The organism is Acinetobacter sp. DMC2 (assembly GCF_056314305.1).
Map to the genome: position 1 here is coordinate 148,977 of NZ_JBQUYP010000005.1, position 17,237 is coordinate 166,213.

Here is a 17,237-nt window from a genome sequence, read left to right on the forward strand (position 1 = left end):
CTCCTATTTCGACTGTTTATTAGCAGTAGAGGAAACAGGTGCTACAGAAGCCGAAGCGTTGTTTTCCGGATGTTCAGCATTTTCTACGGCGCCCATATAGCGATAAGTTTTTGCTTTAATAGAATAATTAAGTACAGGAATATCTGACTTACTATCTTTAACAGGTGCAGCTTCTACAACAAAGTCATGCATCGTCACAATACGTGGTAATGCCGCAATACTACTAACAAAAGCACCAAAAGCGTGATAATCGCCAGTTGCTTCCATCGTAATAGGCTGCTCAATAAAGATTTCCTGCTTCACTTCATCTTCTAAACGGATATTTTTAAACTTCAGACCAGAGCTCACACCAGTTAAGTTAATATCCTCAACCAAGCTTGGAATCTCGGTTTCTTTTGGGAGTTGTTCTAACTGCTGATTAAAGTTTGCTTGCATCTCTTGAAGTTGAAGTTGATATTGCTGCAAGTTACGTAATTTTGAATCCTTTTCGCGAAACTCATTCAACAAACTACTTTCTTGCGCCTGTGCATTATCAATTGCTTGTAACTTTGGCTGAATAACAACAAAGTATCCTAAAGCCAATACAGCAAAGAAAATAAAAACCCAGCACGTAATTTTCACAGATAATGGCCAGCTACCATAACTGTTCATATCTAGGGTGTTAAATTGCTGAAGAAATTTTTCTAAAGTAATCTGTTTTTTCTTAGATGGAGCTTGTTCTAACGACAACTCATGAAGTTCATCCGGACTCATTTAACCGCCCCCTTATCCGCACTTACAGACGTATTGGCGGTATCATCTGTTGTAGTCACCCCCATTTCTCCTAAATCAACAGTCACAACAAAACTGCCATAACTATCTTCTACTCTAGGAAGCAGCGAACTTGCCGTCTTATCTTTTTTCTCTTCGGTCGCCAAGAAAGAGTTCATAAAAGCATTGCGATACCATGGTGATGCCTCGAGATTACGTAATAACTCCGCGACCGTATTTGGACTTTCTGCTTTACCTTCAATGGTAAATTTATCTCCAGTTCTGCTAAATTTAGTCAAATACATCGCTGCCGGAGTCACCCGCACCAATTCATCCACCAAACGCACAACAACAGGACGTTGACTTTGTAACCCCTGAATAAGTTTCATACGTTCGATAATGGCATCGCGCTGTTCTTGTAAGCCATTTAAGGTTTTAAGCTGTTGATCTAGACTCTGGTTTGTACTGGTGATGAGTTGATTAGCTTGTTCTTGATCATCTAATTTTTGATTTAAATAAAACCACCCAGAAGATACAGTGGTAATCCCCAGCACAACGACCCCAAAACAGAAAATAATAAATTGTTTTTTGCGCTGTTCCCTAAGCCCATCACGCCAAGGGAGTAAATTAATTGTTGCCATTAATCAAAACTCCTTAAAGCCAAACCACATGCCACCATTAACGATGAGGCATCATTTTCAAGTTTTTGAACGTTGACTTGAGGAGAAAAACCCATTTGTAAAAACGGATTAGCAATGGTCACACGGTAACCAAGTTTTTGCTGCAACAATTTGGCAAGCCCAGGAATATTGGCGTTCCCACCTGCTAGTAAAATATGGTCTATTTCATTGAACTGTGATGAAGAAAAGAAAAATTGTAGAGATCTGGCAGCTTGCTGCACAACGGCATCTAAAAATGGCTCTAAGACTTCGATGTCATAGTCATCGGGTAAAGAGCGTTCTTTTTTAGCTCGTCCCGCTTCTTCCAATGACAAACCATAACGGCTTTGAATTTCCAGAGTAAGCTGCTTGCCGCCGAAGACTTGTTCACGGGTATAAATGATTTTGCCACTTTGCATAACCGATAATGTAGTCATGGTATGGCCGATATCTAAAATACCAATGGTATTTGCACCCATGGGTAAGCTATCAGCAAATACACTAAAAGCACGTTCGACAGCATAACTTTCGACATCAGCAAGCTTAGGCGTTAGATCAACCAGTTCCAGCACTTCTACTCGTGTTTCAACATTTTCTGTTCTTGTTGCAACTAGAAGTACATTTACACGGTTTGGATTAGGCAGTCGATCTGGTAAAACCTCAAAATCAAGACTCACTTCATCCAAAGGGAACGGTATATACTGCTCCGCATCTAAACGAATCTGAACTTCTCGTTCATCATCATTCATATCTGCATCCATTTCGATGGTTTTATGAATAACCGTCGATGTTGGAACAGCAATTGCAGCGTTACTGGTTTGGGGATTTGCTAAATTCATCGCCCGTTCCAAAGCTTCTGCTACTGCCTCTGGATTCAAGATATTTTTTTCAACTACACTGCTCTCGGGTAAAGGCATCAAAGCATAGCTTTCCACCCAATATTTACCGTTCTTAACAGAGAGCTCTAACAACTTAACAGAAGTCGAACTAATATCGACACCCATTAACCCCTTATTCGGTTTACGATATAACCTGAGCACACTATTGTCCTATTATTTTTTTATCCCCAAAAAAAATTACAAACCAATAATCTAGGTCTTTATTTTTACACGGATACAATATCTCATCTAACAATCCGCATGTCTAAAGGCTATACTGACCACAATTAGTTTGTATTCGATCTTATTAAAGCTTACTTATCATGAAAAAGCTATCCAGTTTGGGCTTCGTGCGTCCAATTTTTTTGATCATTATTATTATCTTAGTCTCACTTCCGATGGGCTTTTATGGCATGTATCTCTATATCGCCCCATCACTCCCTGAAATGAGTTCACTAAAAAAAGCTCCGCTTTTAAAACCTCTACAGGTCTATACCTCGGATAATCAACTGATTGCTGAGTATGGTGGTAAGCTTTCTATTCCAGTTGAATACAAACAAATTCCTCCTGCTTTTATTCATGCATTTTTAGCAGCAGAAGATTCTTCTTTCTTTGAACATAGCGGGATCAGTTTTAAAGGTTTAGGGCGTGCTTTAAGTGAAAGTGTGACTGGTTCTGATGTGCAAACTGGTGGTTCAACCATTACCATGCAGGTTGCAAAGAACTATTATTTAAGTCCAGAAAGAACCTTAAAACGCAAAATAACCGAGATCTTTTTAGCTCGAAAGATTGAGCAAAATTTATCTAAAGAAGAAATTCTCAGTCTTTATGTGAATAAAATCTTCCTAGGAAAAAATGCCTACGGTATCGCGGCAGCAGCCAAAATTTATTACAACAAAAGTATTAATGAGCTCAGCATTGCTCAAATGGCAATGATTGCAGGTTTGCCAAAAGCACCTTCTAAATACAATCCTGTGGTTAATCCTGAACGCGCACTTGAACGTCGCAACTGGATTTTAGGCCGTATGTTACAGCTGGGTTATATCTCTCAAGGAGAATATCAAAAAGCTGTAGCTGAACCGATTAATCTAAACATGCCCAATCGGGATTTAAACAATATTCACCCGTATGCGGGCGAAATGGTTCGTTCAGAGCTTGTAAAGCATTTTGGTGAGCAAGCTATTGATTCTGGCTATAAAGTCTATACAACCATCAACGCTAAACGCCAAGCGATTGCAGAGAAATCTGTACAAGATGGTCTTGAAGCTTACGATCGTCGTCATGGCTGGCGCGGTGCGGAAGCACACGATAAACCATTAAATGAATTTAGAGCATATGCCAATACCTACCCGGCACAAGTTACCAAGGTAAATAGCAGCTCTTTTGAAGCACTAATGCAAGATGGTACCACCGTTACTGTACAGTGGTCAGGCATGTCATGGGCTCGTCCCTATCGCAATGCGAATAGTGTAGGTGGTGCTCCTTCACGTGCATCTCAAATTGTTCAAGTTAAAGATATTGTTCGCTTACGTCCAAATGATGCAAAAACAGCATGGTCTTTAGTTCAGGTTCCAAAAGTTCAAGGTCAACTTATTGCGATTAACCCGAATGATGGTTCAATTGAAGCAATTGTAGGTGGTTATAACTTCTATCAATCGAAATTTAACCGTGCCTTACAAGGCTGGCGCCAACCTGGTTCAACGATCAAACCATTTGTCTATGCATTGGCACTTGAACGCGGTATGACACCGTACAGCATGGTGAATGATAGTCCTATCACAATTGGTAAGTGGACACCGAGAAACTCAGACGGTCGTTATTTAGGGATGATCCCTCTACGCCGTGCTTTGTATTTGTCTCGTAATACTGTATCAGTACGCCTTTTACAAACTGTGGGAATTGAACGTACTCGCCAATTATTCATGGATTTTGGTTTACAAGAAGATCAAATTCCACGTAACTACACCATTGCTCTAGGTACACCTCAAGTTTTACCAATTCAAATGGCAACTGGATACGCAACTTTTGCAAATGGTGGTTATCGCGTTCAACCACACTTTATTCAGCGTATTGAAGATGCATACGGTAAAGTGATTTATCAAGCTAAGCCAGAATATGCATGTATTCCATGTATTAATGCGCCAGACACAACTGATGACGAGCAGAAGACTACGACAACAGATGATGAAGTAATTGAGGTTACTAACAAAGACGTAGAGCAGAAAGAAAAGGTAGCTAAGCAACTTAATCTTAAACAAACTGATAAAGCGAATAGCGAATATCGCCAAGCTCAACGTATTTTAAAATCAAGCTCTGCTTACGATATGGCGAACATTTTACGTGATGTAATTGAGCATGGTACAGGCCGTGCCGCACTTAAAATTGGCCGTAGTGATTTAGGCGGTAAAACAGGTACAACCAACGATGCAAAAGACGCATGGTTTGCAGGCTTTAACGGCAAATTAGTGACTGTAACATGGGTTGGATTCGACCAACCGACAACATTAGGTCGACGTGAGTATGGTGGTATTGCTGCATTACCAATCTGGATTAACTTTATGGGTCAAGCATTGCAAGGTACGCCAGCATCTTGGGTTCGTTTAGATAAAGATGCTCAAGGTCCTATTTCACGTGACAAACAACAAATTACTACTGAGACTGAGGTAGGCGATAAGAAAACTTATCGTGCAGCTCCACCATTAGCACGCCCGCTATATCGCCCAGCACCGCCCCAACCAAAACTAAGCAATGACAATGACTTTTCCGATTTACCAGGTGAGGAAATTGTTATTCCATCAAAAGCTGCACCTCCTGCCATGAAACCTTCACAGGGAGCAGCGCCGAAGCGTGAGAAAGATGAACTAGAAAATCTGATTAATCAGATTGAATAGCACAAAAAGAAGCCATCATCAGATGGCTTCTTTTTGTGCGCTCTTAAAAATAAATCATCAGATGGCTTCTTTTTTTGCGCTCTTAAAAATAGATCGTATGATGACTTTTTTTACGCTTTTAAAAATGTACGGTTAGCTAGCTGTTTTATTACGTTTCTGAAAAACATAGATTTGAAAAGATGCCGTTACCTCCAATTGCGACTGCTGCTCTAACTGCAAACGACGCTCAGGAGATGCTTTATAAGCATAAGGTGTCATAGCAATCAGATTTTTTAAAGCCTGTTGGTCAAGCACAAAAGGAGCATTAATAATTTGCTCTTGTTTGAGCTCAAACAAATCTTGCAACTGCTCTACAAACTTTTCTGGTGTATGAGGGTTAACCTGTTCAAATAAAGCTTCACGCATTGCATATAAATGCTCAGATGCAGGAGTGACAACAATTAAATATCCATCATCTTTTAAAACTCGAGCAATTTCTGCTTGTGGAATTGGGCTAAACAAACTGGTACATGCATCCATGCTGTGATCAAGCACAGGCAAAGTCGCACCAGTTCCCACAACCCAAGTCACCTCAGCATTAAGCTTTGCTGCGCGCTGTACCGCATTTTTTGCAATATCAACACCAACACATTGCTCAACGACTTGCTGCATAGCACTGGTGTAATAGCCTTCACCACACCCAATATCAAGTACGGTTTTTACATCTAATTGTTTTAATAAAGCGACTACAGCATGTTGTAAAGGCTGATAATAACCACCTTGTAAAAAAGCTCTTCGTGCATCGACAGACTCTGGGGTATCTCCAGGGTTTTTACTATGTTTATGTTGCACAACATGTAAGTTCACATAACCTTGTTTAGCGACATCATAACTATGCCCTTGTCCACATCGCCAAGTTTTTTCATTTAAATCGAGAGACTGACGACACACAGGACACATTAAAATTTGCTTAGTCACTTTTAATTATTCTCTTGTTCTTTATGTTGTAAATAAGATTTTGCATGCATTCCCACAAATGTACGCCCTGCATTTGTTCCCTTAATCCATTCATCTACATGAAATAAATCAAATAGCCCCACTTTGACTAAAGTTGGAATAGCAATCTTTAATTCTTCCTCAATCTGGCCTCTTTGGCCTGCATTATATAATTCAATATTATGCAGCATTGTAGCGACAGTTCCTGTTTGCACCTGACTTCCATCTTTAAGCACAACTTGAGGTAATACTTCGCCCTCTCCAACTACTTTCTGATTAATTACAGATAATTGGTCTAGACCAGCAACTTTTGTCATTCATCTCTCCAATAAAAAAAGCCAGTAGAACTGGCTTTATATTGACACTAAAATAAGATCTATCGCAATTTTAAAGTCATTAGACCTAAAACTACTAATATAATTGTAATAATCCAAAAACGAATCACAACTTGGGTTTCTTTCCAGCCCTGCTTTTCATAATGATGATGTAGCGGCGCCATTAAGAACACGCGTTTATTACGCATCCGCAGCGACCCAATTTGCAAGAATACAGATACAGCCTCCATTACAAACACACCACCCATAATCGCAAATACGATTTCTTGGCGTACCATAACAGCAATTGTTCCAAGCATCGCGCCTAAAGCTAATGCGCCAACATCACCCATAAAGATTTGAGCTGGGTGTGCGTTATACCAAAGAAATGCCAAACCCGCACCAATCATCGCAGAGCAGATTACAACAAGCTCAGAGGTATATTTCACATATGGAATATGCAAATAGTTAGCAAAACGAATGTCACCTGACAAGTAAGCAAATACACCTAAGCCCGTAGCTACCATGACAACAGGCATGATTGCCAAACCATCTAAACCATCAGTTAAGTTAACGGCGTTAGAGGCACCATTAATAACTAGATAGGTAAATACAATAAATGCCAAGCCTAAAGGAACCATAGAGAGTGGAATTGAAAGATTCTTAAAGAATGGAATCAATAAATCCAGCATGTTTGCAGTATGTTCAGCATTCGACTGTTGGGTTGCAATTAAATATAAAGCAATACCCGCCCCAAGCGATGCAACAGAAGTCCAGAAAAACTTCTTACGAGCAGGTAAACCTGCATTATCTTTATAGCGGATTTTAATCCAATCATCTGCCCAGCCAACAGCACCGAATACAACCATTACACCAAGCACAATCCACACATAAGGGTTAGATAAATCAGCCCAGAGTAAAGTACTAATACCAATTGAAAGCAGAATTAAAATCCCACCCATGGTTGGTGTACCCATCTTTTTAGCATGATTTTCAGGAGCAAATGAACTTACTGCCTGACCGTATTTTAACGCTTGTAATTTACGAATCATGATCGGTCCGAGGACCAAACCAATGGTCAGTGAAGTTAATACACTGAGTAAAGAACGTAATGTTAAATAACGAACGACCTGAAACGAACTGTGATAGCCCGCAAGTTGTTCAAACAACCATAACAGCATTTAAAGTTTCTCCATCAAATCAGCCATCAACGTTTCCATATGAGTAAAGCGAGAACCTTTAAACAGGAAACTCATGGACTGTGGTTGATGTGTTTGGATTAGATTGATTAGAAATGGAAGCGCCTCAGCTTGTGTCTGAAATGCTTTCACTTTATTGGAATGAGAGTCTGCACCCTCGAGAGCGGCTGGAGCAAACTGCCCAACTGCAATAATATGATCTAAATGAAGCTCAGCAAGATCACGACCTAAATCGTAGTGTTCTTGCCAACTGCTATCACCTAACTCACCAATATCCCCCATGACCATCACTTTTACGCCTTGTTGTTGCAACAACACTTGTGCAGCAGCGCGCATTGAAGTCGGATTGGCATTGTAAGTATCATCAATAAATAAGTAAGGTGACTTTTGAATAAAGTTAAGACGACCTTTGGCCCCCTGAGCTTGTTCTAAGCCTTGGACAATATCTTCTAGTCCAATACCAATTGCTAAAGCAAAAGCTACAGCCGCAGTCGCATTTTGAACATTATGCTCACCTGCAAAAGGGAGTTTAACGGCACTGACGCCTTGCGGTGTGTGTAACGTAAAATTTGTTGATTGAGGCAATAATTCAATATCTGTTGCATACACATCTCCACCTACACCAAATGTGGAAATACGATGTGCTTTTGCGGCGTCAAGAATCTCAGCAGTGAAATCATCTTGTTGCGGCACGATTGCAACGCCATTTGGCAAAATATGACGATAAATTTCCGATTTAGCTCGGCAAATACCTTCACGCCCACCAAATTCGCCCAGATGAGCTGTACCAATATTTAAAATGCCTGCAACATGGGGCTGAACTAATTTAGAAGTATAGTCAATTTCACCTTGATGGCTTGCACCCAACTCCATCACCGCATATTGATGTTCCTTACGAAGCTCTAGCAGCATCATGGGTACACCAAGGTCATTATTTAAATTACCACGGGTGATTAATGTCGGAGCTAAGCGCGATAATATACTTCCCAACATTTCTTTAGTGGTGGTTTTACCGCTACTGCCTGTTAAAGCAATCACTTTTAATTGGGTATTTTGCTCACGACGATAAGCGCCGAGTCGCCCCAAAGCCAAGCGAGTATCGGCAACAACTAACTGTGCAATATCTACATCTAAAGGGCGGTCAACAATGGCGATTTGACAACCATTCGCGGCAACCTGAGTTACAAAGTCGTGTGCATCAAAACGCTCACCTTTTAGTGCTAAAAAGGCATCCCCAGTTTCCGCATGACGAGAGTCAGTCAAAATACGTTTAATTTCAGTTTGAGGGATCTGGTCTTTATGCCAATAACCCTGCGTTGCCTGTTGTAATTGTTGAGCTGTCCACGGTTCCAAAGGCACGGTACTGGTGGTTGAAGTATGCATAAATAATCCTATTGTGCAGGGTAAGCAGCGTCTACAGTATGGTGTTGCGCAGCAATTGCTGATTGTACTTCGACAACATCATCAAACCAGTGGCGCACACCATTAATTTCTTGATAATTTTCATGACCTTTACCAGCAATAACCACAATATCACCAGCTTGAGCTTGCTGTGCAACAAATTTAATTGCTTCACGGCGATCATGAATTTCCTGCATGCGATGCCCAGAGAAATCAATTCCTTGCTTCATATCAGCAAAAATTTGTTCAGGGTCTTCAGTTCTTGGATTATCCGAAGTCAGAATAATCGGATTCGCCCCATCCAAAGCGGCTTGAGTCATGAGTGGACGTTTACCACGGTCACGATCCCCACCACATCCGAATACTGCCCAAAGCTGATTAGATACATGACGTTTTAAGGTTTTAAGCACCTGAATTAAAGCATCAGGTGTGTGCGCATAATCCACAACAAATAAACGTTCGCCATCACGAATGACCTGCATTCGTCCCGGCGCACCAATGAGTTTGGGAACAAAAGCGACTAAAGCGTCTAAATCAAAACCTGCTTGTTCAGCAGCAATAAGTGCTGCTATCAGGTTTTCGACATTGAAATGCCCTAATAATGGACTTTGAACAGCAAAAGAACCTTGCGAGCTAACTAAATTAAAAGTCGCCCCAGCTAAAGAGTAACTTAAGTCACTAATATAATAATCAGCCGTATTTTGGGTAAGTGAATACGTCAGAATCTTTGGCTGTGCAGGATTTTGTTTTGCCGCATTTATCATAAGAGCAGCATGTTCATCATCAAGATTAATAACAGCTACTTTTAAAGAATTAAAACGGAATAAGAGAGCCTTTGCTTCTGCATAGGCTTCTAAAGTGCCATGATAATCCAGATGATCACGACTCAAATTACTATAAACAGCAATTTCAATCGCACAACCATTTAAACGACCTTGCTCTAAACCATGTGAGCTTGCTTCCAAAGAAGCGAAAGTCGCACCTTGCTTAGCATAAGCATGTAATGCATTTTGTAGTTGTAAAGCATCGAGCGTAGTATGAGTTGATGGTGTCAGATCAGGCAAAATACCATTACCAGTTGTGCCCATCACCGCACAGCGCTGTTGTTGTGAACTAATTAATTCAGCTACTAGACGCGATATTGTGGTTTTACCATTAGTGCCTGTTACTGCAACAATACGTGCTGGTTTAACAGGATCAATATATTGCAAATAACGCTCTTGCCACTCACCCATGCGCTGACGTACATCAGGACATACCCATTCATTTGCCACACCCAGCTCAGTCTCGCTAATGATCGCCAGTGCTCCATTAGTTAAAGCGGACTCAGCAAAAGCACGCGTTTTTTCAGGTTGGCTATAACTAGTCAAAGCAATAAAAATTTGGCCTGACTCAACCTTACGGCTGTCTAGACTAAAGCCATGAAAAGGCTGCTGAGACCACTGTGCATTAATCTTGACTGGATTAATTTCTTGAAAAGAAACAGACATAGCTTACCTGCGAATAGGATTTACTGAAGTATCAAGGGGTTTATCAAGCGGCACATTCATTAAACGTAATGATTCTTGCATAATGCGTGCAAAAACAGGGGCCGCAACTAAACCACCGTAATAACGGCCTTGTGGGTTTTCAACAACGACAATAACAGCTAAACGTGGGTCACTAATTGGCGCAACACCAGCAAATAAAGCACGGTATTCATTATTTGAATAACCTTTACCGTCTGCACGAAGTTTGTGAGCTGTACCTGTTTTACCACCAACGCGATAACCCGGAATATTAGCTTGCTTTGCAGTACCACCAGGCATCGTAACTTGCTCTAGCATAAGCAAAACCTGATCAGCAATTTTTGGAGCAAGAACTTGCTCACCTTTAGGTGCTTGATCGAGCTTATGCAAGCTTAGAGGCATTTTTACACCATGATTTGCAAGCATTGCATAGCCTTGTGCCAACTGAAGAATAGTTGCGTTTAGGCCATAACCATAAGCCATGGTACCAATTTGAGAAGAGTTCAATTTACTTACTGGAAGCACTAAACCTGAACTTTCCCCCGGAAACTTCACAGCCGAGCGTTTACCAAAACCGGCACGATTAAAGAAGCTTGGTAGTGTTTCTTTTGGAAGTGACAATGCAATTTTTGCAGAACCCACGTTTGAAGATTTGATAATGACGCCACTAACAGTTAAAGCACCATAGTTGTGGGTATCACGAATCGTATGCCAACCTAAACGCATTGAACCTGGAGAAGTATTTACAATCGTGTTAGGCGTATATTGCCCAGTTTCTAATGCAGAAGAAATTGTAAATGGCTTCATGGTTGAACCTGGTTCAAACATATCAATCGCACCACGGTTACGCATGGCATCTTTATTAGACAAACCGTTTTTATCATTCGGGTTATATGATGGCCAGCTGGTCATTGCCAGAATTTCACCAGTCTTGACATCTACAGCAATTGCCGTTGCCGAACGGGCATTATTTGCAACACCAGCTGCAGTCAACTCTCTATACATAATGTATTGCAAACGAGAGTCGATACTTAAAGTGATATTTTCGCCTGGCTCACCCTCACGGATAACCTCTGAAACTTTTAAGCGGTTTCCGCGCTTATCACGAATAATTTTTTGCTCACCATCCACACCCGACAGCTGTTTATTGAGCTGCATTTCTAAGCCTTCAATCCCTTGGCCTTCACTGTTGGTTAAACCAATAATCTGGGCATTTGGCTGTGGTTGAGGATAATAGCGCTTATATGTTTTCTCGGCATAGACGCCTTGAAAGTTACCCTTCGTAATAAGGTCTGCCTGTTGCGGTGGTATTTCTTTTTTCAGAACCAGATAACGAGAACGAGGTCGTGCATTCATCTGCTTTTTAAGATCGGCACGGTCTAAACCAACGACATCCGCCAACTCATCAAGATTTAAGTTTTTATCGGGTAATTGTCGTTTTAATTTACGATTGTTCGGATCTTTCTTTAATTCCGCTGTAATTTGGTCATATAAATGCTTTGTATCGAAATAATCACGCGGATCCATTACGATTTTCATGATCGGTGTACTAATTGCCAAAGGCACACCATGGCGGTCACTAATCACGCCACGCATAGCTTCCACACGCTCAGTACGCAAAATATTGGCATTGGCCTTGTTTTGTAAAAAATCCTTATTAATTACCTGTACATAAAATGCACGTGCAATTAAAACAACAAAACAGAGTAACACTACTGCCCAGAGCAGATAAAACCGCCACATATCAAAGGCAAGAGTTGGTTTTTCCGAAATAGACTGCTGTTTTTTCCGTGTTTGTTTTGTTCGCTTATCTACCATACAGCAAGGCCTTACTTATTTTGCTCTGAGGTCATTGGTAAAGAAATTACCACCGTTTCTGCAGCCGGTGGAGAAAACATCCGTAGCTGAGTTACAGCACGTGTACCAATCTGTGCCGTTGCACCAAAGGTTTGTTGCTCAATGAGCAAACGCCCCCATTCAGCATTGAGATCATCACGTTCACGCATATAAGAGCTAAGCTCTCTATAATCATGACGATATTCAAATACTTGAAATACCACCATCATGGCACTTATAAAAACAAGTGCCACCAAGACTGTATACACCACAACTTTTTTCACCACTTTGTTTTCTGTGGTTGCGATTTCATCACTGCTTTTCATTACGCGCCTTTTTCTTCCAAGCGTTCAGCAACCCGAAGCCATGCACTACGTGACCGAGGGTTCGCTTTTACTTCTTCTTCACTCGCACGAACCCGTGAAATTTTCTTTAATCTTCTTGTATCTACCCGCTGCTCTGGCATTCCCCAACCGAAATCTTCTGCTAACGTAGATTCTTTTTGAATAAACTGCTTAATTAGTCGGTCTTCAAGAGAATGGAAACTAATAACAGACAAACGTCCTTCCGGTTTGAGTAAGTCTACAGCTTGCGGCAAAAACACTTCAATATCTTCGAGCTCTTTATTAATAGCAATACGAATAGCCTGAAATGTACGTGTCGCTGGATGTTTATGTTTTTCCCATTTTGGATGAGCTGTTTTTACAAGTTCCGCCAATTGAGCTGTTGTATCTAGTTTTCCAGCATTTTTAATGGCTTTAGCAATACGTCGACTATAACGCTCTTCACCATATTGATAAATAATATTTGCTAATTGTTCTTCTTCAATTTCAAGTAACCACTCAGCAGCAGTTAAACCCTTAGAATTATCCATTCGCATGTCCAACGGACCATCTTGCATGAAACTAAAACCACGTTCTGCCTGATCAAGTTGAGGAGATGACACTCCCAGATCAGCCATAATGCCATCAACACTCATCACGCCAATTTCCTGCATCTTCTCTTTGATATCAGCAAAACTCGCATGAATTATTGTAAATCTTGGATCTTCTTGTGCCAAAGCAGCAGCAACTTCCAGTGCTTGAGGGTCTTTATCAAATGCATATACTCGTGCATTTTCATCAAGTTTAGAGAGCAATAAACGTGTATGCCCACCTCTTCCGAAGGTTGCATCGATATACACCCCTGTTGTGCGATCTGCCAATAAGCTCTCAACGGTCTCAAAAAGTAAGACAGAAATATGCGACATAGGTGTTAAATCATTGCGTAAAAATGTAACTGCACATTATCACCTTGTTTATGATCAACACCAAACGGCTTTTTGTAGGAAAATATTAATTTTTCATAGATAAAACCGTTTTGTTAGCATTTTTTAAGCAAAAACAGAAAGCAAGCTCACTTTTTTTAAGTTTGCTTGCTTTCTCTATAACTATTTAGTTTTTAAGTTTTCTATTTGGTTACTGTTTTTAAAACATTTTATTTACTGCTTCCCATCGTAAATTTGATCAAAAATGGCCCCATTTGCAAAATGAGTTTTTTGAGCTTTAGCCCAGCCACCAAAAACATCATTAATAGTAAATAATTTAATTTTTGGGAATTGTGCTGCATATTTAGCAGCCACTTGTGCATTACGTGGTCGGAAATAATGTTTAGCCGCCAACTCTTGCCCCAACGGTGAATATAAGAAGTTCAAATAGCCTTTTGCTAAAGTTCGATTGCCATCTTTATCTACGGTTTTATCTACAATTGCGACAGAAGGCTCTGCCAAAATTGAAATTGATGGGTAAACAATCTCATATTTATCTTTATCAGGTCCTTTAGTCGCCAATAAAGCTTCGTTTTCCCATGATAATAAGACGTCACCAATTCCACGTTCAGCAAATGTTGTAAGTGAACCACGTGCTCCTGAATCAAGCACTTTCACATTGTGATAAAGCTTTTTAACGAGCTCACGAGCTTTAGTATCATTTCCACCCGGCTGTTTTAAAGCATACCCCCATGCCGACAAATAGATCCAACGCGGTGCGCCTCCTGTTTTAGGATTAGGGGTGATAATTTCCACACCTGGTTTTGTTAAGTCATTCCAGTCACGTATATTTTTTGGATTACCTTTTCGTACTAAAAACACAACCGTAGACGTATAAGGGGCAGAATTATTTGGAAATTCTTTTTGCCAATTTGGTTGGATAAAACCTGCTTTCACAATCTCATCAATATCATTCGCTAATGCTAACGTTACAACATCGGCTTCAAGACCCGTAGCTACTGCCCGAGCTTGTTTACCAGACCCACCATGCGACTGTTTAAACTCAACATCCTGACCTGTACGCTGTTTCCAGAACTTCCCAAAAGCCTGATTATATTCTTGATAAAATTCTCGGGTCGGATCATAAGAAACGTTTAAAAAAGAAGTAGCGGCCTGAGCTGCTGTTGCCATTCCCAAGTACACCGCGACAGCCATTATTGATATTTTTTTCATTTACAAAATCCATCATTGGTTTTAGTTTTACTATATTTTTAATTTTATAATTTACAATCAATTACTTATATTAATATATTTTTTATTAATCTCTTTAAAATATATAGATTAAGATGTTTAACTCATTTCATTTTTGAAATTTTTTGTAATTATTCTTACAACTTAATGAGGACCTTCACTTTATCTACACATTATTTTGTTAAATAATGAAGCGTAAAGGATACATACGACCTACATTTGGGTCGAGTAGATCAAAATATAGATAATTTTTGTAAAAAGTGTGACACAGTTCCACTTTTTTATTAAGATTTATGTTTAAATCGTAGCATTACCGTAATTTTACATTTCGTTAAACTCAAAAAATAGATGAAATGTAATGAACAGAGGGGATGATTAATAATGAAAATTCATTATGGAAAAGCGTTAAGCTTAAGTTTGGTGCTGGGTTTAGCATCACAGTTTTCTGCAGCAGCAGTACTTAAAGATACCCCAAATAAAACCGGGTCAGATAAGCAGACTTCGCTTATTGAAAAAGCTTTAGATCAACAGAAACGTAATCCTATTGTATTACCTTCTACAGATGATGAGCTTAAAGTACTCAACACTATTCGCGTTACACCGACTCAAAATTTTCTTGCCGCTCAGCATGAACGTTTTTCACGTTTTGTTCAGGCAATCTTTCAGCCGCATGCTTCTTAAAATCTGAAACACCCCCTCTTCGTTTCAGTTTTAGCCCAGACTGACGTTAAATAAAACGTCAGAATACTGGGCTTTTTCGTTATAATAGTTTCAATTTTTATTTTGACCCATTACCTATGAAAGTTCGTACTCGTATTGCACCTTCTCCTACCGGTTTTCCTCATGTCGGCACTGCCTACATTGCTTTATTTAACATGTGTTTTGCGAAACAACATGGTGGAGAATTTATTTTAAGAATTGAAGATACTGACCAACTTCGCTCTACACCAGAATCTGAAAAAATGATTTTGGATTCATTGCGTTGGTTAGGTTTAAACTGGTCTGAAGGTCCAGATGTAGGTGGTCCTCATGCACCATATCGCCAATCTGAACGTATGGGAATTTATCAGCAATACGCATTAGAACTTGTTGAAAAAGGTCATGCTTTTTATTGTTTCGCTACTGCTGAAGAACTAGACCAGATGCGTGCTGAACAACAAGCACGCGGTGAAACACCAAAATATGACGGTCGCGGGTTAAAACTTTCTCAAGAAGAAGTAACTCGTCGCTTAGAAGCTGGCGAACCCCACGTCATCCGTATGAAAGTACCTGAAGAAGGTATTTGTAAATTTAATGACTTATTACGCGGGGAAGTTGAAATTCCTTGGGCACAAGTCGACATGCAAGTTCTTCTTAAAAATGATGGCTTACCGACTTATCATTTAGCGAATGTGGTTGATGACCATTTAATGGAAATCACTCATGTATTACGTGGTGAAGAATGGCTTCCATCTGCACCGAAGCATCAGTTGCTTTACCAATATTTTGGTTGGGAAATGCCGACACTTTGTCACATGCCATTGCTGCGTAACCCAGATAAATCAAAATTATCTAAACGTAAGAATCCAACATCAATTAACTACTATCGCGATATCGGCGTTTTACCAGAAGCCTTATTAAACTATTTAGGCCGTATGGGCTGGTCAATGCCAGATGAGCGTGAAGTGTTTACGCTACAAGACATGATGGATAGCTTTGATATTCAACGTGTTTCACTAGGTGGGCCAATTTTTGATGTTGAAAAACTGAATTGGTTAAATGGTCAATGGATCAAAGGTTTAACACCTGGCCAATTATTAGACCGTTTATTAACATGGAAAAGTGATCGCAGCACTTTAGAAGATATTGCAGCTGCCATTCAACCACGTATTAATTTACTTTCAGAAGCTGTGAATTGGGCTGGTTTCTATTTTAACCATATGCCACAAATTACTGCTGAAATGTTTGAAAGCAAAAAATTGACTCAAGAACAGGTTCGTCAAAGTCTGCAATTTGCAATTTGGCGTCTTGAAGGCCAGTTTACTTGGAATAACGACACTGTTAGCCAGACCCTCATGGATCTTGCGAACCAGATGGAGATTAAATTACGCGATTTCATGCCAGCGTTCTTTATCGCAATTGCAGGCTCAACTAGTTCAACACCTGTAATGCAGTCGATGGTGACCCTTGGGCCTGATTTAACTTTTGCTCGTTTACGCCGTGCCTTAGAAGTTGTGGGTGGACCAAGCAAGAAAGAAGTTAAAAATTGGGAAAAACTCAATGAGAGCTTAAAATTGCCTAAAAATGAAGCAACTAGCGAAGCTTAATTCATTTTTTTGTTGACGTGTGA

Annotated in this window: 15 protein-coding genes; 3 read left to right on the forward strand and 12 right to left on the reverse strand. The window is 40.1% G+C overall.

Translation table 11 applies throughout. The annotated features are described in order from the left end of the window. Positions 1-3 precede the first annotated feature (3 nt). The 3 genes from ACT53H_RS12035 to ACT53H_RS12045 are packed head-to-tail and all read right to left on the reverse strand — an operon-like array spanning position 4 to position 2,449. Positions 4-753 carry a type IV pilus inner membrane component PilO gene (locus ACT53H_RS12035; protein WP_476009288.1) on the reverse strand — a complete coding sequence of 250 codons (750 nt, stop codon included), beginning with the start codon at positions 751-753 and terminating at the stop codon, positions 4-6. Continuing rightward, complete coding sequence (locus ACT53H_RS12040; RefSeq protein WP_013196695.1) at positions 750-1,391, reverse strand: PilN domain-containing protein; 642 nt, start codon at positions 1,389-1,391, stop codon at positions 750-752. Before ACT53H_RS12040 ends, ACT53H_RS12035 begins: the two co-directional genes overlap by 4 nt. Further along, positions 1,391-2,449: a pilus assembly protein PilM gene (locus ACT53H_RS12045; RefSeq protein WP_174727834.1), complete on the reverse strand. Its 1,059-nt coding sequence runs from the start codon at positions 2,447-2,449 to the stop codon at positions 1,391-1,393. Before ACT53H_RS12045 ends, ACT53H_RS12040 begins: the two co-directional genes overlap by 1 nt. Before the next feature lie 161 nt (positions 2,450-2,610). On the opposite strand from ACT53H_RS12045, the gene ponA reads away from it, so the two are divergent. Beyond that, entirely contained in the window at positions 2,611-5,178 is a 2,568-nt protein-coding gene (gene ponA / locus ACT53H_RS12050; RefSeq protein ID WP_476009289.1) for a penicillin-binding protein PBP1a, read from the forward strand. Between the two features lie 132 nt (positions 5,179-5,310). Here ponA and ACT53H_RS12055 read toward each other — a convergent pair whose 3' ends face one another. The 9 genes from ACT53H_RS12055 to ACT53H_RS12095 form a co-directional block, all read right to left on the reverse strand. Further along, entirely contained in the window at positions 5,311-6,135 is an 825-nt protein-coding gene (locus ACT53H_RS12055) for a putative RNA methyltransferase (RefSeq protein WP_004789825.1), read from the reverse strand. A 2-nt stretch (positions 6,136-6,137) separates the two neighbouring features. After that, a complete protein-coding gene (locus ACT53H_RS12060; protein WP_174727825.1) occupies positions 6,138-6,470 on the reverse strand; it encodes a DUF7709 family protein in 333 nt (110 codons plus the stop codon). 59 nt (positions 6,471-6,529) lie between these two features. Beyond that, entirely contained in the window at positions 6,530-7,648 is a 1,119-nt protein-coding gene (mraY, locus tag ACT53H_RS12065; RefSeq protein ID WP_004789827.1) for a phospho-N-acetylmuramoyl-pentapeptide-transferase, read from the reverse strand. Next, positions 7,649-9,049, reverse strand: coding sequence for a UDP-N-acetylmuramoyl-tripeptide--D-alanyl-D-alanine ligase (locus ACT53H_RS12070; RefSeq protein ID WP_004789830.1), 1,401 nt, complete (start codon positions 9,047-9,049; stop codon positions 7,649-7,651). A gap of 8 nt (positions 9,050-9,057) precedes the next feature. Continuing rightward, positions 9,058-10,557 carry a UDP-N-acetylmuramoyl-L-alanyl-D-glutamate--2,6-diaminopimelate ligase gene (locus ACT53H_RS12075; protein WP_151963846.1) on the reverse strand — a complete coding sequence of 500 codons (1,500 nt, stop codon included), beginning with the start codon at positions 10,555-10,557 and terminating at the stop codon, positions 9,058-9,060. Positions 10,558-10,560: 3 nt separating this feature from the next. Continuing rightward, complete coding sequence (gene ftsI, locus ACT53H_RS12080; RefSeq protein ID WP_004789833.1) at positions 10,561-12,393, reverse strand: penicillin-binding protein PBP3; 1,833 nt, start codon at positions 12,391-12,393, stop codon at positions 10,561-10,563. A gap of 11 nt (positions 12,394-12,404) precedes the next feature. Continuing rightward, a complete protein-coding gene (gene ftsL, locus ACT53H_RS12085; RefSeq protein WP_004789835.1) occupies positions 12,405-12,737 on the reverse strand; it encodes a cell division protein FtsL in 333 nt (110 codons plus the stop codon). Next, positions 12,737-13,660: a 16S rRNA (cytosine(1402)-N(4))-methyltransferase RsmH gene (gene rsmH / locus ACT53H_RS12090; protein WP_005300940.1), complete on the reverse strand. Its 924-nt coding sequence runs from the start codon at positions 13,658-13,660 to the stop codon at positions 12,737-12,739. Before rsmH ends, ftsL begins: the two co-directional genes overlap by 1 nt. 231 nt (positions 13,661-13,891) lie before the next feature. Continuing rightward, positions 13,892-14,890, reverse strand: coding sequence for a sulfate ABC transporter substrate-binding protein (locus ACT53H_RS12095; protein WP_476009290.1), 999 nt, complete (start codon positions 14,888-14,890; stop codon positions 13,892-13,894). 399 nt (positions 14,891-15,289) lie between these two features. Between ACT53H_RS12095 and ACT53H_RS12100 the strand changes: the two genes are divergently transcribed. Both ACT53H_RS12100 and gltX read left to right on the forward strand, forming a co-directional pair. Continuing rightward, positions 15,290-15,589 carry a hypothetical protein gene (locus ACT53H_RS12100; protein ID WP_005038248.1) on the forward strand — a complete coding sequence of 100 codons (300 nt, stop codon included), beginning with the start codon at positions 15,290-15,292 and terminating at the stop codon, positions 15,587-15,589. Between the two features lie 116 nt (positions 15,590-15,705). Then, a complete protein-coding gene (gene gltX / locus ACT53H_RS12105; protein WP_476009291.1) occupies positions 15,706-17,214 on the forward strand; it encodes a glutamate--tRNA ligase in 1,509 nt (502 codons plus the stop codon). Positions 17,215-17,237: the final 23 nt, after the last annotated feature.